Raw genomic sequence first — 18,280 nt, forward strand, 5'->3', positions numbered from 1 at the left:
TAAAGCACTAACTGATAAATATGCGTTAACTGCTCGTATTACATTCAATCTGTTTGATTTTGCTTCCCATGAGTTGCAATCCCAATACGGGCGGGATCCGGTGCAGTAAAATAATGACCAAAATCACCCCACTGCTGCTGGCTTTTTAGGATGTAGCCCAATACCACGACAATGGCACAGCCCAGTATGCCCCAACCTATCACCACTTCTCCTAAACTTGCCCATATTGCGACTAAACTTGATGCACCAAATGCAATAGTGATCTGCAAAAAGTTTTGTAAACCCGCCGCCTTAGCCGCATTTTGACTAAATTGCTGCAATGCATTATTGACGACTATTGGGTAAATGGCGCCATTTGCTGCGGCTAAAATCGAGAATGATATCAACAGCGGGAAAATACTTTGCGCTGGATAAATCAAGGTAAATCCTGTTATCGATAACACGCAAATGACAAAAATGCCCAAGAGAATATTCAATGTTTGATTTGTGCCGATGCGTTTGATCAGTAACTTGCTGGCATAACTACCGACAATAAACATGATGGTTTGAGGGATGAAACTTAATCCGATTTCAGTCGCTTGATATCCATGCAGTTCCATCACTATCGGCCATACGGTTAAATAGGCAAAAAACGCACCTGAACAAGCGCCAAAGATCACAACATTACCTAAATAGCGGGTGTTTTTCAGAATTTGCCCATAAGATATCAAGGGATGCGTGCTGTGTTTATGTTGCACTTTGCCTGGAACAAAATAGAGCGTCATCAATATCAGTAAAAAAGCAATAACACACAAAGAGATAAAGATGGCGCGCCAGCCTAACGCATTGAGAATATAGGCGCCAATAATGGGGGCTAATGCCGGAGAAAGTGCAACGAGCGGCATGATATTACTAAATATACTCTGGGCCTTATCTGCATCATATTGTTCAACAACAATGGCTTGCCAGATAACGCCAGCACTGCAAGCTCCAATGGCTTGGAAGAATCGGGCGATATTAAGCATTAGGATTGAGTCGCTATTGGCGATGGATACGCTGGCGATGGCAAATACTACAAGGCCAAAAATCAACGCCCAACGTTTGCCGATTTTGTTCACTAATGGACCGTATAGCAGTTGTCCAAGGGCAAGACCCGCGAGAAAACAAGTCAGCGACATAGCCACCTGTGACTGAGTACTTTCAAATGAGCCTTCAATTGCTTTGAAAGCTGGCAAGTACATATCCGTGGCAATAAAGCCGAGCATGCTGAGCAACGCTAAATAGAATAAAAATACAAAGAACTTCATACTTACAAAGATATTACTAGACGATTTCATAAAATAAGTTTGCCAAATGAACGAAGGCCCGCAGTCTAAAGACTTGTTAATTTTATTGGAAACGTTTATTTTTGACTTATGTTATCAATAATTTTCATATGAATGGATGTCAGCTATGCTCTCGGAACAAGCGTTAGAACTCATTGATATTGTGGCTCGTGTTGGGAGTTTTACGGCGGCAGCACATCGGCTTCACAAAGTTCCCTCCGCTGTCAGCTATGCGGTAAAACAAATAGAGGAAGAGTTAGGTGTTATCCTGTTTGAGCGGCATCATCGAAGCGTTACCTTAACTCCTGCCGGAGAACACTTTGTTAAGCAGGCGAGAAACCTACTCACGCAGATGGATGAAATGAAGCGGGGTACTCAACGGGTTGCAAATGGTTGGCAGCCCACCCTATCGATCGCGTTAGATAATATAGTACGTGCCGATAGGATAAGTGTGCTGATCGCTGATTTTTACCGTCATTTCCATGATATTGAGCTCATCATCCGTATCGAAGTGTTCAACGGGGTGTGGGAAGCGCTGGCAACGGGTCGCAGTGATATTGCTATTGGTGCTACCACCGCCATTCCTGTTGGCGGAGTCTACCAATATAAAGATATGGGCGATATTGAATGGGCATTTTTAGTGAGTAAAAATCACCCCTTAGCCAATGTTGATCGCCCATTAACCGACGATGAGCTGCGCCCTTTCCCCTCAATTTGTTTAGAAGATACTTCACGGGAAATTCCCAAACGTATGACTTGGCTTCTTGAAAATCAGCGCCGATTAGTAGTGCCAGATTGGATCAGGGCAATCAATTGTTTCCGTGAAGGTTTAGGTGTGGGTTATATGCCTGTTCATTTAGCTAGTGTGTTTATTAAAGCGGGTGCCTTAGTGCAGAAACAGCTTGAAAATCCAAAACAAACAAGCCCTTGTTGCCTCGCTTGGAATGCCGATAAAATGTCACCTGCCCTTGTCTGGGTGCTGGATTACCTTGGTGATACTGAAAAACTTCACCGGGAATGGCTAGCTTGACGCTATCGCGGTTAAGGTTGAATTAACGTCATTATGATGTGCTTGCAAAGAGTGGCGTGCATTAAATTCACTCTTTTTATACCTATGGTAAAACTTTACATAAAAATCAATATTAACAATTTGTTATTCAAAGATTGAAGACTTTTACCCATACTGCAACTAGCGTATCATCGATAAAGCGCCATCGTTTGTTTTTTGTGGAAACGGTTCGGGAACTAAAGTTACCGTGAAAAATCAAAATGATCAGTTTAGAAATGTGTCAATGGAGAACAACATGACTCAACAAACCTTGTACTCAACGAGTACCTCAACACTGGAAGTGAACAAACTTCTCAAAAATACCTATTTATTATTAGCCATGACCTTAGCGTTCTCTGCGCTTTGTGCAGGCTTAGCCATGGCGTTCAATATCAGCCCATTAATGTCCCTAGGCTTATCCATTGGTGGCTTAGTGCTCTTATTCGTCACCCTGCGTAAGGCAGATTCTGCGGCGGGGATCTTCTGGGTGTTTGCCTTTACGGGTATGGAAGGCGCATCCCTTGGCTATATGCTCAACCATTACGCTGGCATGACCAATGGCTCAGAACTTATTATGCAAGCCCTTGGTTTAACATCGGTTATCTTTATTGCCCTGTCAGCCTATGCAGTCACAACGAAAAAAGATTTCTCTTTCATGCGTGGCTTCTTATTTGCAGGTTTAATTGTGGTAATCGCCGCAGCAGTCATTAATATTTTCGTCGGTAATAGTGTTGCCTTTATGGCCATTAACGCAGGCCTTGCGCTGCTTATGACTGGCTTTATCCTGTTCGATACCAGTCGTATCGTTAATGGCGGAGAAACCAATTATATCCGTGCAACCATTGCGCTATATCTGGACTTTTTTAAACCTCTTTATTGCCATTTTGCATTTGCTGGGTGTAGGTAACGATGACTGATCCCTTTTTGGGACAACTTACGCTAGAATGGCCCTACTTTTAGGGCCATTTTTATTATGATGAGCAAATTTATTATTCAAGTGAACGGGCCTGCCTATGGCTCGTCGGCAAGTGTGAATGCCCTACGTTTCACCCAAGCGGCGCTTTTGAGCGGCCATCAAGTGATATGTGTATTTTTTTACCAAGATGGGGTTTATAACTCCACGGAGCTTAATTTACCCGCATCCGATGAATATGATGTAGTGCAACAATGGAAAATATTAGCGGCAAAGTACCAAGTTCCGCTGGTTAATTGTGTGTCCGCCGCCCTACGCCGCGGAATTATTGCACAGCAAGATGCGCAGGAAAATGGCCTATCCCATTGGAATGTCGGGCAGCCTTTTATTATGGGTGGCCTAGGTGAACTTGTGACGGGTATCGAATCTGCTGATCGTTTGATCTGTTTTTAACCTTCGGAAATCCTATGAAAAAAATCTGTATTCTGTTCCGAAGTGCACCCCACGGAACAACGAAAGGTCGTGAGGGGTTAGATTTGGCACTGCTTAGTGCCAGTTTCGAACAGGAAGTGAGCCTAGTGTTTGTCGATGAAGGTGTACTGCATCTTCTTAAAGATCAGCAACCTGAACTAATTGGTGGTAAAGATTATCTGGCCACATTTAAGGCACTTCCTCTTTATGATATTGAGTCTGTGTTGGTCTGCAAACAATCCCTCGGCGATTATGGTTTAAGCCATGGTTTGCTCGCCATCCCAGTCACAATTGTGAACGATGAAGCGATTGCTGCCCATTTAAAATCGGTAGATGAGGTCTTAGTATTCTAATGATTTTGCATCATATTCAAACATCTCCTAACCGAGATAATGCCCTTAAACTTTGCTTACGTTACGCCTGTAAGGAAGATGCCATTCTACTCTCCAGCGATGGTGTTAATGCACTACTGCTACGTCAATGGGCGATGGCATTATCACCATTCAAACTTATGGTGCTGAGGGATGATGTGATTGCTCGCGGCTTAACGGAGCGATTAGCGAATGTCTGTCAGATTGATTACAACGAGTTTGTCGCTCAAACGCTAGTGCATGATAAGGTGATAACGTGGTAAATCCGCTGCAATTTAATGGTGTCGATATTGAGCGCGACCATCAGGGATATTTAAAAAATATCACGGATTGGCACCCAGATCTGGCACCACTTTTGGCCCAAGAGGAACAAATTGAACTCACACCAGCCCACTGGGAAGTGATCCATTTTGTCAGGGATTTTTATCTGGAATATAAAACCAGCCCGGCTATCCGCGTGCTCGTCAAGGCCATAGGTCAAACACTGGGGCCAGATAAAGGTAACTCTAAATATCTTTATACCCTATTCCCTATTGGTCCCGCGAAGCAAGCAACAAAGATTGCTGGCTTACCAAAACCAGCTAAATGCATTTAATCTCAATAATTTGATTTTTATATGTTTGTGCTAGTGAGCTAAAAAACACCATTTAACATAAAAGGCATGTTCCTTCGGGAGACATGCCTTTTTATTGCACAACATGAGTCGTATTAATTCACGTTTTCTAACACAACCCAAACGGCTTTGCCTAGGGTCGCCAACATGACCGCACCAAAGACGGCAATAATGGCGGTATAGGAAAGCCAACGAAGATAACGTTGACCTTTATCCATAACGTTTTGCGCAGTATTCCATTAACCGATTTGTGTTAAACCGCCCATATAAGGACGCAATGCCTCGGGTACTGTGATGCTACCATCGGCATTTTGATAATTTTCCAAAATAGCGACTAAGGTACGTCCAACCGCTAAACCAGAGCCGTTTAAGGTATGTAATAGCACAGGCTTATTATCTGCTTTCACGCGGTAACGAGCCTGCATACGACGGGCTTGGAAATCCTTCATATTCGAGCATGAAGAAATCTCACGGTAAGTATTTTGCCCTGGTAACCAGACTTCGATATCGTAGGTTTTGCTTGAGCCAAACCCCATATCGCCAGTACATAAAACCACAGTACGGTACGGCAGTCCTAAACGCTGCAGCACTGTTTCGGCGTGACCCGTCAGCGCTTCGAGGGCCGCCATTGAATCTTCTGGCTTAACCAGTTGCACTAACTCGACTTTATCGAATTGGTGCTGACGGATAAGACCACGGGTATCTTTACCGTAGGAGCCCGCTTCGCTACGGAAACAGGCGGTATGCGCGGTTAATTTAATCGGCAACTCGTCTTCATCAACAATGCTGTCACGCACTAAGTTAGTCAGTGGGACTTCTGCTGTTGGGATCAAACTTAAGCCTTGGCCTTCTTCGGTGGCAGGTTTAGTGTGGAATAAATCCTCACCAAATTTAGGTAGTTGACCTGTACCCAGTAAGCTGGCTTCATTAACCAGTAAGGGCACATAGGCTTCGGTGTAGCCGTGCTCAGTCGTATGCAGATCTAGCATAAATTGGCCAAGAGCCCGATTTAAGCGCGCGATCTGGCCTTTCATCACGATAAAACGTGAGCCAGTGATTTTAACGGCATTTTTAAAATCTAACCCGTTTAAGCCTTCGCCTAGATCGATATGATCTTTAATCGGGAAATCAAAAGTACGTGGTGTACCCCAGCGGCGAACTTCGACGTTCTGTGTTTCATCGGCACCTATTGGTGCTGACTCGTCTGGCAAGTTCGGCATGGACATCGCAATGGCATTGACTTCTTCAAGCACGGCGGCCAGTTCACTCTTTTGGGCATCAAGCTGTGAACCTAAATCCCCAACTTGCGCCATGATAGCGTCCACATCTTCCCCACGGGCTTTAGCTTGGCCAATGGATTTGGAGATGGCATTACGCGAGGCCTGCAACTCTTCTGTCGCCACTTGTAGCGACTTACGCTTTTCTTCTAATTGAGTCAGATGAGCGACATCCAAAATAAAGCCACGAGTGGCCAATCGCTCTGCGGTAACTGCTAATTCGTTGCGCAAAAATTTAGGATCTAACATGTGATATATTCTTAATAGTTAAATGCGAGAAAACACCAGTTGCTGACCTAAATAAACCACAAATAAACATAAACTTAGGTTCAGCACCACATTCAAAATCGCCTTCAGCCAATTCCCTTCTTGCATCAGCAATAAGGTTTCATTGGAGAAAGTCGAAAACGTTGTCAAAGCACCCAATAGGCCAACACCTATTAAAGCCTTGAGTTCGGGGCTGATATGACTCATTTGCCCCAGTGCGTAAATAACGCCCATAAAAAATGAACCAATAACATTGACCAACAGTGTACCAAAAGGAAAACTGCTACCAAATACTTGGATCATGAATATTGAAATAAGATAGCGAAAAACCGCACCAATTGAACCTCCGAGCGCAACGAGTAAGAGATTAGTCATATCTTTTAATCTCACTGGCCTGATCTAATTGGGCTAATTGCGCCAATTTGTCCTTAATTCGCTTCTCAAATCCCCGTTCGGTCGGGAAATAGAATCGCGACTCTTTTAAGGATTCGGGGAAATAATTCTCGCCACTGGCATAGGCATTGGGTTCATCGTGGGCATAGCGATACTCTGCACCAAAACCCATTTCCGCCATGAGTTTGGTCGGTGCATTACGCAGATGATAAGGCACGGCCTCTTGGCCAGTTTCACTTGCCAGCGCCCTCGCCGCTTTAAAGGCGGTGTACACTGCATTACTCTTAGGTGCACTGGCTAAATACACAATCGCCTGCGCAATCGCCCGTTCACCCTCGGCTGGCCCGACGCGGTGGAAACAATCCCAGGCATTGAGTGCTATGGTCATGGCCGCAGGATCGGCATTACCCACATCTTCCGAGGCTATAGCTAATAAGCGTCTGGCGACATAGAGCGGATCGCCACCGCCTTCTAAAATGCGGCAGAACCAATACAGCGCGGCGTCCGGCGCCGAGCCGCGAATCGATTTGTGTACCGCCGATATTAAATCGTAAAACTGATCGCCATTTTTATCGAACCCCGCCACTTGATGACCAGCAACTTGTACCAGCATCTCTGTGGTAAAACTGCCACCATCGGCCACCATATCGCTCATCAACTCAAGCAGGTTCAGCGCCTTGCGTGCATCGCCGTCACATAACTGCGCCAGCTTCTTGAGCACATCACTCGGCATGACTAACTGACGTTGACCTAAACCTCGCTCAGTATCCGTTAAAGCTTGGGTGATGATATGCACTATCTCATCTTGGCTTAAGCGCTTGATAAGATAGACACGTGCCCGTGAGAGTAAGGCATTATTGATTTCGAAGGATGGATTCTCCGTCGTCGCACCGATAAAAATAACCGTTCCGTCTTCAATAAAGGGCAGAAAGGCATCCTGTTGGCTCTTATTGAATCGATGCACTTCATCGACAAATAATAAGGTGCGTTGTCCCCGGGACTGAGCAACCGCTTTGGCTTGCTCAATGGCGGCACGGATATCTTTCACCCCAGAAGTGACCGCCGAAATGCGTTCAACATGGGCATTTGAATAATGGGCGATCAGTTCGGCTAAGGTTGTTTTACCTGTACCTGGTGGTCCCCATAACATCATCGAATGGGCACGCCCGGCTTCCAATGCTTTGCGTAGCGGTTGGCCTTCACCCAACAAATGAGCTTGACCTATATATTCAGCGATCGACCTAGGCCGCATACGCGCGGCTAGCGGACGAAAATCGGGGGCGAAATCAAAGGATAAACTGCTCACGCTCTGGCCTAGTGCGGTGTGTTAAGACGCTGATCATCAACATCGACATTATCAGGCAACACAAACTTAAACAGAGACCTATCGTCTGTGCTAATGGCTTGTTGATTGCTCAAATCAAATTGGCTCAGATTACCTTTATCGTCAAGCACATTGAACTTAGCCAGCTTCGAATCTTTGAAACACACATTGACAGTCACTATACCCGCATCGATAGCCTTAGGTTTTATCCCATAGCAGTCTTGTTTTTTAGTGACTGAATATTGTGACCAAGTGGCATCATCACGGTGCACTAATAGCGCAATGGGAGAAGCATTAATCGCTTCTGCAAAATCCATAATGACCACTTCTTCGGCAAATGGATTGTAGATCCATAAATCTTTACCATCTGCGACGATTTGAGACTCATCGGGTGCGGTTAGATGCCAATAAAACTGGTTAGGATGGGCAAGCGCGAATATGCCAGCTCCCGTTTGGATGACCTTATTATTGACATCGGTAACGGTTTGCTTGAAATCTGCCTTGAGGGATTCTGTGCCGTTTAAGGTCTCGCGTAATTGCTTAGCATCATCGGCCAACACTGCATTGCTGTATAACAATGGTGATAACAACACAGCACACAACAGTTTTTTCATAGGTATCCTTTGGACTAAAACCTGAACTCACCGCATTATGGCGAGCTCAAACTGACATTTAGCTTAACATTAATAGTGTTTAGGTGCCGGAGGTGCCAGCACTTCGCGGTTACCATTATGACCTTGAGCCGAGACGACCCCCTGCATTTCCATTTGTTCGATAATACGCGCCGCACGGTTGTAACCAATCTTAAACTTGCGCTGCACGCTAGAAATCGAGCCGCGGCGCGTTTCGGTTACAAAGGCTACGGCCTCATCGTAAAGTGGATCGTAATCTTCATCGGATTCAGCGGTCTCACCCGGCAATAACACTTGCTCGCCTTCACTGACACCATTAAGAATTTCATCAATATACTGGGGCTTGCCGCGAGCACACCAATCAGCCACCACACGGTGAACTTCATGATCGTCAATAAAGGCACCATGGACCCGATTTGGCACCGCTGTGCCGGGGGGGAGGAATAACATGTCTCCCATACCTAACAGGGTCTCTGCTCCCTGTTGATCTAAAATAGTGCGCGAATCAATACGCGATGACACTTGGAATGCCATCCGTGTCGGAATGTTCGCCTTGATCAAACCCGTGATCACATCCACCGATGGGCGTTGGGTCGCTAAAATTAAATGGATACCAGCCGCACGAGCCTTCTGGGCAATACGAGCAATAAGCTCTTCTACTTTCTTACCGACAATCATCATCATATCGGCAAATTCGTCGACCACGACGACAATGGAAGGTAACTTATCTAATGCGGGGGCTTCGGGTTCCATGCTGTCCGATGACTTCCACATAGGATCTAAAATCACTTCACCGTTGGCTTTCGCCTCGGCAATTTTCGCGTTATAGCCCTTAATATTGCGAACACCCATCATGGACATTAATTTATAGCGACGCTCCATCTCGCCCACACACCAACGCAGTGCATTGGCGGCTTCTTTCATATCGGTCACGACTTCACATAGCAAATGCGGAATGCCTTCATAGACTGACAGTTCCAACATTTTGGGGTCGATCATGATAAAGCGCACATCCTCGGGGCCAGACTTGTAAAGCAGGCTCGTGATCATCACGTTAACCCCCACAGACTTACCCGAGCCTGTGGTACCAGCAACCAATAAATGCGGCATTTTACCTAAGTCAACCACCACAGGCTCACCCGCAATATCTTGACCAAGTACCATAGTGAGGTTCGACTTGCTCTCAGTGAACGCAGTGCAATCGAGCACATCTCGCATAAATACGGTTTCACGGAATTTATTCGGTAGCTCCAGTCCTACATAGGCCTTACCGGGGATAACCTCAACGACACGCACGCTTTCCGCCAGTAATGAGCGAGCTAAATCCTTGGATAAATTAGAAATTTTAGACGCTTTCACGCCGGGAGCTAACTCTAACTCAAAGCGAGTGATCACCGGCCCTGGATACACACCGACAACATTGGCAATAATATTAAAGTCCGCCAATTTAACTTCCACTAGGCGAGCAACTTGTTCAAGTTCCTCGGGGCTTATGGGATTCTTTTTACGATCGGGGACATCCAACAGGCTAATACTTGGTAATGAGTCCATAGGTTTGGCTGGTACAGGCTTATCTGCTTGACCAGGCAATACCACGATACCATCGACGATTTTTGCCTTTTGATCTTGCTTCCTGCGTTGGGCGGTGACGGCACCCGTCGATGCTTTGGTATCAAAATCGATAACATCCTCATCGCTAAAATCTAAAGTGACGTCATCATCGTCATCCGTAAATGCCTCACGGCCAAACACAGGTTCATCTTCTTCAGCGTCAAAGGTGTGGAAGCCTGCATCATACTCAACGTCATCGATATGGCTGGGCTTTGCCACCCAAGGCGGCGCCTCAAAATGACCGTGTTCAGCAATAGCTTCCTGTTTATCGATCTGTGGTTCAACCCGCTGATTAACAGTGTTTTTAGCACTGCTTAAGCTCAAAATTTTAGCAAGAGGCGAACGTTTTTTCTGCGCGGGTTCCTGGTTTTGGGTGTCCTCTGTGCTTATGTCATCTACTTTTTGGGGCACAATCACCTTGGTAGGCACACGTTCATGTACTCTGGACGTGTCAATGGCATGCTGGGAATCACGACGTTGCTTAAACTTCTCAACAACCGACATAAAACCACGGGTATCTTCGGTCTCATGTTCACGTTTCATGGCCTGAGGCAGACGCTTGAGTTGGTTATATAGCCAAATGGAAGCAAAGCCGAGTTTTTCAACCACAGTCAACCAGCTAATCCCCGTGAGCAAGGTAAAGCCAGAACCTAAAAAACACAGCAATAACAGAGTCGTACCGAGTTTATTAAAATACGGTAGCATGGCTTGACCTATTACGTCCCCCGCAACACCGCCAGCAGAAAACTCATAGATGTTATTGGCATTCATGCTAGCTAAAGCGGAAAAACCAAGGATAAGTAATAAGAAACCTATGATACGTAATGCGACTGAAAAATAATCAATTTCGAGCAGATCATGGGCGCGTTTAAACAATAACCAACCCGTTGATGCCACAATAATCGGCATGATATAAGCGGTAACACCAAAAAAATATAACAGTATGTCGGCAATCCAAGCACCAACAGCACCAGTCCAATTTCTGATCTCACCTTGAAAATGCGACTGACTCCAACCCGGATCCGATGGGTTAAAGCTGGTCAGCGCGAGAAGAATATAAGTGGCGAGAACACAACATATAATCAGTCCACCTTCGAGTAGACGTTGCAGCCCTGTGAGCGTGCGTACACTATTTCCTTGAGACAAACGACATAATCCATAAAAAATGAAAACAGGTGAGCTAACGATACCAGAATCCCACTAAATGTGGAGCACATTAGCCTGTTTTTCTCCTGAGATTTGTCCGCAGGAGACAAAAAATAACCGTTCCTCAACATAAAGGAACATATTTAGCATTAACCAATTAGAACACAGAGACTTTCTGCTTGTAACTTGTACACAAACAACCTAAAAAAATGCCCCTAAGCTGGCTACTTAAGGGCGTTGCAAGGTCGAGTGTGCGTTGGCAAGAGAGCGTCAATAAATAAGGGGCCTTGGCCCCTTATGTAAAACCAAACAATCAGGGTAATTTAGATATCTGAGAGTAGATGATTTATCGCTACACGACTGGTGTGTTTTACTTCTTCCATCACAACGTATGTACGAGTATCTGAAACGGAAGGTAATTTTAGCAATGTCTCACCTAATAGACGGCGATACGCCGACATATCAGAAACACGCGTTTTTAATAAGTAATCAAAGTCGCCCGAAACGAGATGGCATTCTTGAATATCATCCAGTAATTGCACTGCGCGATTAAACTTATCAAACACTTCGGGCGTATCACGGCTTAAAGTGATTTCCACGAATACCAGTAGGGATGCACCCAGGAAATGGGGATTAACCAGCGCGGTATAGCCGTTGATATATCCTTGCTTTTCGAGTCGTTTCACTCTTTCTAAACACGGAGTTGGACTTAATCCAACTCTTTTTGATAACTCCACATTAGAAATGCGGCCATCAATTTGTAATTCATTAAGAATGTTGCGATCGATGCGATCCAAGTCTTTTACAGGACTCTTTTTATTATATGCCATTTATTTAACCTTGCTTTATCACTAAAACAACATTTTATTCTACGTATGTCCAAAGTTCAGCAGCATAAACTGCGTCGCCGATACTATACTAGATATCCCTGAATTAATCACGTTCAGGTCACGATAAAATAACAATTATGCCCATTAAAAGTGGGTTATCAGGCAATTGAGGCTCAAAGATGATTATTGGTGTTCCAAAGGAAATTAAAAACCACGAGTATCGTGTCGGTATGGTTCCTTCAAGTGTTCGTGAGTTAGCAATAAAAGGTCACGAAGTATTTGTTGAAACAAATGCTGGTACAGGTATTGGTTTCTCAGATCAAGATTATATTGATGCTGGCGCCACAATTTTAGTGACTGCTGCTGAAGTTTTCGCTAAAGCAGAGATGATTGTAAAAGTAAAAGAGCCTCAAGCAGTTGAACGCGCTATGCTACGTCACGATCAGATTTTATTCACTTATCTGCATTTAGCGCCAGATTTACCACAAACAGAAGATTTAGTTAAAAGTGGTGCAGTTTGTATTGCCTACGAAACTGTGACGGACGACCGTGGTGGCCTGCCCTTACTTGCCCCAATGTCAGAAGTTGCTGGCCGTATGTCAATCCAAGCTGGCGCTATGGCATTAGAGAAATCTTCTGGTGGTCGCGGTATGTTACTGGGCGGCGTACCCGGTGTTGAACCTGCTAAAGTTGTCATCATTGGCGGCGGTATGGTCGGAACTAACGCCGCACAAATGGCTGTTGGTATGGGTGCCGATGTGGTTGTACTCGATCGCAGTATCGATGCACTACGTCGCTTAAATGTGCAATTCGGCTCTGCCGTAAAAGCTATTTACTCTACTGCCGATGCGATTGAACGTCATGTTATTGAAGCTGATCTTGTGATCGGTGGCGTATTGATCCCAGGTGCAGCAGCACCAAAATTGGTGACTCGCAGCATGATTTCCCGCATGAAGCCTGGTAGCGCCATTGTTGACGTTGCAATCGACCAAGGTGGTTGTGTTGAAACTTCACACGCAACCACTCACCAAGATCCTACTTATATCGTTGATGATGTTGTGCATTACTGCGTGGCGAACATGCCAGGTGCGGTTGCTCGCACCTCCACGTTTGCACTTAACAATGCAACACTACCCTACATTCTTAAATTAGCTAACTTAGGCTATAAAGAAGCACTGTTACAGGATAAACACCTACTGAACGGTCTGAACGTAATGCATGGTAAAGTCGTCTGTAAAGAAGTGGCTCATGCGTTAGACCTAGAGTACACAGCACCAACAACCTTATTGGTATAACTCACCGAACATATTTAGCGCCGTAGGCATAAATATTGAGTGAAGTTCATTCATCGGCCCCAACTCTGTTGGGGCCGATTTTTTACGTCTTGGAAGAGTTAATCCTAGGATAAGGTACTCTCATCCCCTATGGGTAAACTTATACTGACAATACCGCTATCTCTCGATTAGCTTAATCTAAAAGAATCGCCAAACAGCGCTTTACCCCTACAGGTAAATTCCCTACAATCCTTGCAATTTGCTAAAGGCACGGAGATAAAAATGAGCCAGGTCAGACATTGTAACTTATTGATTTTGGGTTCAGGCCCAGCAGGATATACCGCAGCCGTTTATGCTGCGCGTGCGAATTTAAAACCCGTGATGATCACGGGTATGCAACAAGGTGGTCAATTAACCACGACGACTGAAGTTGAAAACTGGCCAGGCGATGCGGACGACTTAACCGGTCCGGCCTTGATGGAACGTATGCAGAAGCATGCTGAAAAGTTCGATACTGAAATCTTGTTCGATCATATCAACGAAGTGACCCTAACTGAGCGCCCTTTCCGTTTAAAAGGCGATAATGGTGAATACACTTGTGATGCGCTGATCATCGCAACTGGCGCTTCTGCCCGTTACTTAGGGTTAGAGTCAGAAGAAGCTTTCAAGGGCCGCGGCGTATCAGCCTGTGCAACCTGTGATGGCTTCTTCTATCGCAATCAAAAAGTCGCTGTGATCGGTGGCGGCAATACCGCCGTTGAAGAAGCATTATATTTAAGCAATATTGCTGCTGAAGTTCACCTCATCCATCGCCGTGACACTTTCCGCTCAGAAAAAATTCTCATAGACCGTTTGATGGATAAAGTTGCCAATGGCAATATTATCCTCCACTTAGACCAAACCATGGATGAAGTGGTCGGTGATGCTATGGGTGTAACAGGTCTAAAGATGAAGAGCACTAAAGATGGCTCGATTACCGATTTAGCCGTTGCAGGTGTGTTCGTTGCGATTGGCCACAGCCCAAACACTGGCATCTTTGAAGGTCAGCTCGAAATGAACCACGGTTATTTAAAAGTGCAGAGCGGCTTGCAAGGAAACGCCACGCAAACCAGCATCGAAGGTGTTTATGCCTGTGGTGATGTGATGGATCAACATTATCGCCAAGCGATTACTTCTGCTGGTACAGGTTGTATGGCCGCACTCGATGCAGAGCGTTATTTAGACGCTAAAAAATAACAAGGCTCGATTTTTCAACAAATAGCAGGTCTAGCCTGCTATTTTTTTAGCTGAAATTTATCGCCAAAATTAGCCAACGATACTGCCCCGCTACTCGCTCTCCAGCCGTTAACAAATAGTCTTACCCTAACCCGTTAATACCTTACCTTTGAGTCATTAATATACAAAAATGACGCACAAAAAAAGGGACCAGATGGTCCCTTCTCTACAGCAACAAACTAATTTCTTAGTTTAATGCTTCTTTTGCTTTTTCAACTAAAGTTGCGAATACAACTTTATCGAATACAGCGATGTCAGCCAAAATCTTACGATCGATTTCGATAGACGCCTTTTTCAGACCGTTGATGAAACGGCTGTAAGACAGACCATTTTGACGAGCCGCAGCATTGATACGTGCAATCCACAGTTGACGGAATTGACGTTTTTTCTGACGACGGTCACGGTAAGCATATTGACCAGCTTTAGTTACTGCTTGTACAGCAACACGGTAAGTACGGCTACGAGCGCCATAATAACCTTTAGCTAATTTTAAAACTTTCTTGTGACGAGCACGAGCGGTTACACCACGCTTAACTCTTGGCATTTTCTAATCTCCTAAATTAAGCGTAAGGTAATTGACGCGCGATTGCTGGAACATCACACTTAGCAACTAAACATTTTGCACGTAAGTGACGCTTACGCTTAGTGCTCTTCTTGGTCAAAATGTGACGTAAATGTGCTTGCTTACGCTTGAAACCATTGGCGGTTTTCTTAAAACGCTTCGCTACACCTCTGTCGGTTTTCATTTTAGGCATTACTAAAACTCCGCATTGGGATGTTAAATAAAAAGCAAGGCGAGCAAAGGCCATAGACCTTTGCTACTTTCGGGTTGCCCTACTTATTTCTTTTTAGGCGCTAGCACCATGATGGCTTGTCGACCTTCCATTTTCGGGAAAGATTCAACAACCGCATACTCATCCAAGTCAGCCTTAATACGGTTCAATAGATCCATACCAAGATTTTGGTGGGCCATTTCGCGACCTCGGAAACGCAGCGTAATCTTCGCTTTGTCCCCGTCTTCCAGAAAACGTATCAGGTTGCGTAGTTTTACCTGATAGTCGTTTTCGTCAGTTCCAGGACGGAATTTAATTTCCTTAACCTGAACCTGCTTTTGCTTCTTCTTTTGTTCCTTGGCTGACTTAGCCTTATCAAAAAGGAACTTACCGTAGTCCATAATGCGACATACTGGAGGTTCAGCGTTTGGACTAATTTCAACTAGGTCTACACCCGCTTCATCTGCCAAATTCTGAGCATCTCTGATGCTTACCACACCAATAGCTTCACCATCAATGCCTGTTAAACGTACTTCTGGTACGCCTGTGATTTCTTCATTGATTCTATTAGGGGCCGGCTGACGCCCTGCTGTTTTTTTGATCTTTATGACCTATTCCTCCAACAATTTGAGACTACGGAGCGAAATTTGTTGATGGATTTTAGCGGCGAAATCTTCGATTCGCATCTTACCTAAATCAATACCATCACGGGTACGCACCGCTACTTCCTTATTTTCCATTTCTTGATCGCCAACGACCAACAAATAAGGAACACGCCTTAAGGTGTGCTCGCGTATTTTAAAGCCTATTTTCTCATTCCTCAAGTCAAAAGACGCTCGAATACCTTGTTCTTTGAAGAATTTGACGACTTCTTCAACATAATCAGCCTGTTTGTCGGTGATATTCATCACGACAACTTGCATTGGGGCCAACCAAGTTGGGAAACGACCTGCATATTCTTCTATCAAGATACCCAAGAATCGTTCCAAAGAGCCTAAAATAGCACGATGGATCATCACGGGAGTTTGACGGCTGTTATCTTCGGCGACATAAGTCGCACCTAAACGGTTTGGCAACGCATAATCGAGCTGCACAGTACCACATTGCCACGCACGGTCCAAACAATCGTGTAAAGTAAATTCGATTTTTGGTCCGTAGAAGGCGCCTTCACCCGGTAAAATGGTGAATTCAATGTTATTTGAGCGTAGCGCTTGCTTGAGTGCTTCTTCTGCTCTATCCCACATCGCATCGTCGCCGATACGTTTTTCGGGGCGAGTCGACAGTTTTACGACAATGTTTTCAAAACCAAAGGTTGAATAAGTGTCGTAAACCATCTGGATACAAGAGCTTACTTCCGCTTGCACTTGATCTTCAGTACAGAAAATATGGGCATCGTCTTGGGTAAAACCGCGTACGCGCATCAAACCGTGGAGCGAACCTGAAGGTTCATTACGGTGACAGCAACCAAACTCTGCCATACGCAGCGGCAAGTCGCGGTAAGATTTCAAACCTTGGTTGAAGATCTGTACGTGGCCTGGGCAGTTCATCGGCTTGATAGCATATTCGCGATTTTCGCTGCTGGTCGTGAACATGGCTTCTGCGTATTTATCCCAGTGGCCTGAACGTTCCCATAGCACGCGGTCCATCATTAATGGGCCTTTCACTTCTTGGTAAGTGTATTGGTTTAACTTACGGCGAATGAATCTTTCTAGTTCGAGGAAGATGCTCCAACCGTCGTTATGCCAGAACACCATACCCGGTGCTTCTTCTTGCATGTGATACAAGTCGAGTTGCTTACCGATTTTACGGTGATCACGCTTAGCCGCTTCTTCAAGACGGGTTAAGTGTGTGCTCAGCGCTTTTTTGTCGGCCCAAGCGGTACCATAGATGCGTTGCAACATCTTGTTTTCTGAGTTGCCGCGCCAGTAAGCGCCGGCGATGCTCATTAACTTAAAATGTTGGCAGAAACGCATATTAGGCACATGCGGTCCACGACACATGTCGGTATATTCTTCGTGATGATACAGCGCAGGCGTCGCGTCTTTGCTGATGTTCTCATCCAGAATGGCAATCTTATAATCTTCACCACGCGCCGCGAATGTATCGCGGGCTTCTTGCCAGCTCACCACGCGTTTTACTACGTCATAGTTGGTTTTTGCCAGTTGAAGCATGCGCTTTTCTAAGGCGTCGATGTCGTCTTGAGTCAGCTTGTGCTCAAGGTCGATATCGTAATAAAAGCCGTTATCGATAACAGGACCAATCGCCATCTTGGTTTCTGGCCACATTTGCTTAATCGCGTGACCTAATAAATGCGCGCAAGAATGGCGAAGAATTTCAACACCTTCTTCGTCTTTGGCGGTAATGATTGATAGCTCAGCATCGGTTTCAATGAGATCGCAAGCATCTTTTAATTCGCCATTAACGCGGCCAGCGATACAGGCTTTCGCTAGACCAGGGCCAATATCGGCGGCAACATCGAGAGTCGATACAGCATGAGCAAACTCGCGTTTGCTACCATCGGGAAGTGTAATTACAGGCATGAAATGTCCTTTCCAGTGGTGACCCACACGTAGGGCCACTTGGTTTTAGTTAATGTAAGAGAAATGCTCGCTAGGTTAAGACAGTACAGGAGTCTTAGCCGCCTTGCGTAGCAGGGCGTTTATTCTACGGGATTGTAGCTAAAAGGCGCAAGCATATTGGCCAGAATTGGGATTGAAAGCAAAAAGCAAATTCATGATTTTGCAGTGTCTTGGTAACT

19 protein-coding genes and 1 pseudogene are annotated in these 18,280 nt (G+C 45.2%); 8 read left to right on the forward strand and 12 right to left on the reverse strand.

The annotated features are described in order from the left end of the window. Positions 1–44 precede the first annotated feature (44 nt). Positions 45–1,316: a purine nucleoside transporter PunC gene (punC, locus tag SOHN41_RS08135; protein WP_037458495.1), complete on the reverse strand. Its 1,272-nt coding sequence runs from the start codon at positions 1,314–1,316 to the stop codon at positions 45–47. Between the two features lie 115 nt (positions 1,317–1,431). On the opposite strand from punC, the gene punR reads away from it, so the two are divergent. From punR to SOHN41_RS08165, 6 genes and pseudogenes are all read left to right on the forward strand, one after another. Further along, complete coding sequence (gene punR / locus SOHN41_RS08140) at positions 1,432–2,334, forward strand: DNA-binding transcriptional activator PunR (protein WP_007647611.1); 903 nt, start codon at positions 1,432–1,434, stop codon at positions 2,332–2,334. A gap of 274 nt (positions 2,335–2,608) precedes the next feature. Next, a pseudogene (locus SOHN41_RS08145) lies at positions 2,609–3,269 on the forward strand (Bax inhibitor-1/YccA family protein). Between the two features lie 59 nt (positions 3,270–3,328). Next, positions 3,329–3,718, forward strand: coding sequence for a sulfurtransferase complex subunit TusD (tusD, locus tag SOHN41_RS08150; RefSeq protein ID WP_037458531.1), 390 nt, complete (start codon positions 3,329–3,331; stop codon positions 3,716–3,718). Between the two features lie 14 nt (positions 3,719–3,732). After that, entirely contained in the window at positions 3,733–4,089 is a 357-nt protein-coding gene (tusC, locus tag SOHN41_RS08155) for a sulfurtransferase complex subunit TusC (RefSeq protein ID WP_007647617.1), read from the forward strand. Further along, entirely contained in the window at positions 4,089–4,370 is a 282-nt protein-coding gene (gene tusB, locus SOHN41_RS08160) for a sulfurtransferase complex subunit TusB (RefSeq protein ID WP_007647618.1), read from the forward strand. The genes tusC and tusB overlap by 1 nt, the downstream gene beginning before the upstream one ends. Next, positions 4,364–4,702 carry a TusE/DsrC/DsvC family sulfur relay protein gene (locus SOHN41_RS08165; RefSeq protein ID WP_007647619.1) on the forward strand — a complete coding sequence of 113 codons (339 nt, stop codon included), beginning with the start codon at positions 4,364–4,366 and terminating at the stop codon, positions 4,700–4,702. Before tusB ends, SOHN41_RS08165 begins: the two co-directional genes overlap by 7 nt. A 113-nt stretch (positions 4,703–4,815) precedes the next feature. Here SOHN41_RS08165 and SOHN41_RS20500 read toward each other — a convergent pair whose 3' ends face one another. From SOHN41_RS20500 to lrp, 7 genes are all read right to left on the reverse strand, one after another. Continuing rightward, complete coding sequence (locus SOHN41_RS20500; RefSeq protein WP_007647620.1) at positions 4,816–4,938, reverse strand: hypothetical protein; 123 nt, start codon at positions 4,936–4,938, stop codon at positions 4,816–4,818. 21 nt (positions 4,939–4,959) lie between these two features. Further along, complete coding sequence (gene serS, locus SOHN41_RS08175; protein ID WP_007647621.1) at positions 4,960–6,246, reverse strand: serine--tRNA ligase; 1,287 nt, start codon at positions 6,244–6,246, stop codon at positions 4,960–4,962. 18 nt (positions 6,247–6,264) lie between these two features. Beyond that, positions 6,265–6,639 carry a fluoride efflux transporter CrcB gene (crcB, locus tag SOHN41_RS08180; protein WP_007647622.1) on the reverse strand — a complete coding sequence of 125 codons (375 nt, stop codon included), beginning with the start codon at positions 6,637–6,639 and terminating at the stop codon, positions 6,265–6,267. Next, entirely contained in the window at positions 6,632–7,963 is a 1,332-nt protein-coding gene (locus SOHN41_RS08185; RefSeq protein WP_007647623.1) for a replication-associated recombination protein A, read from the reverse strand. The genes crcB and SOHN41_RS08185 overlap by 8 nt, the downstream gene beginning before the upstream one ends. A gap of 8 nt (positions 7,964–7,971) precedes the next feature. Next, positions 7,972–8,595 carry an outer membrane lipoprotein chaperone LolA gene (gene lolA, locus SOHN41_RS08190; RefSeq protein WP_007647624.1) on the reverse strand — a complete coding sequence of 208 codons (624 nt, stop codon included), beginning with the start codon at positions 8,593–8,595 and terminating at the stop codon, positions 7,972–7,974. A 69-nt stretch (positions 8,596–8,664) separates the two neighbouring features. Then, positions 8,665–11,370 (reverse strand): DNA translocase FtsK, encoded by a 2,706-nt coding sequence (locus tag SOHN41_RS08195; protein WP_007647625.1) that lies wholly within the window; start codon positions 11,368–11,370, stop codon positions 8,665–8,667. Positions 11,371–11,693: 323 nt separating this feature from the next. Next, positions 11,694–12,200, reverse strand: coding sequence for a leucine-responsive transcriptional regulator Lrp (gene lrp, locus SOHN41_RS08200; RefSeq protein ID WP_007647640.1), 507 nt, complete (start codon positions 12,198–12,200; stop codon positions 11,694–11,696). Positions 12,201–12,379: 179 nt separating this feature from the next. On the opposite strand from lrp, the gene ald reads away from it, so the two are divergent. Continuing rightward, positions 12,380–13,495, forward strand: coding sequence for an alanine dehydrogenase (gene ald / locus SOHN41_RS08205; RefSeq protein ID WP_007647642.1), 1,116 nt, complete (start codon positions 12,380–12,382; stop codon positions 13,493–13,495). A gap of 261 nt (positions 13,496–13,756) precedes the next feature. After that, positions 13,757–14,710, forward strand: a complete 954-nt coding sequence (gene trxB / locus SOHN41_RS08210; RefSeq protein WP_007647644.1) for a thioredoxin-disulfide reductase — start codon at positions 13,757–13,759, stop codon at positions 14,708–14,710. A 226-nt stretch (positions 14,711–14,936) separates the two neighbouring features. Here trxB and rplT read toward each other — a convergent pair whose 3' ends face one another. From rplT to thrS, 4 genes are all read right to left on the reverse strand, one after another. After that, positions 14,937–15,293 (reverse strand): 50S ribosomal protein L20, encoded by a 357-nt coding sequence (gene rplT, locus SOHN41_RS08215; RefSeq protein ID WP_006081652.1) that lies wholly within the window; start codon positions 15,291–15,293, stop codon positions 14,937–14,939. A 16-nt stretch (positions 15,294–15,309) separates the two neighbouring features. Continuing rightward, positions 15,310–15,504, reverse strand: coding sequence for a 50S ribosomal protein L35 (gene rpmI / locus SOHN41_RS08220; protein ID WP_007647659.1), 195 nt, complete (start codon positions 15,502–15,504; stop codon positions 15,310–15,312). An 83-nt stretch (positions 15,505–15,587) separates the two neighbouring features. Beyond that, positions 15,588–16,130, reverse strand: a complete 543-nt coding sequence (infC, locus tag SOHN41_RS08225) for a translation initiation factor IF-3 (protein WP_012089240.1) — start codon at positions 16,128–16,130, stop codon at positions 15,588–15,590. Positions 16,131–16,133: 3 nt separating this feature from the next. Further along, positions 16,134–18,062 (reverse strand): threonine--tRNA ligase, encoded by a 1,929-nt coding sequence (gene thrS, locus SOHN41_RS08230; protein WP_007647662.1) that lies wholly within the window; start codon positions 18,060–18,062, stop codon positions 16,134–16,136. Positions 18,063–18,280: the final 218 nt, after the last annotated feature.

Origin of the sequence: Shewanella sp. HN-41 (assembly GCF_000217915.1) — a bacterium.
GTDB lineage: Bacteria > Pseudomonadota > Gammaproteobacteria > Enterobacterales > Shewanellaceae > Shewanella.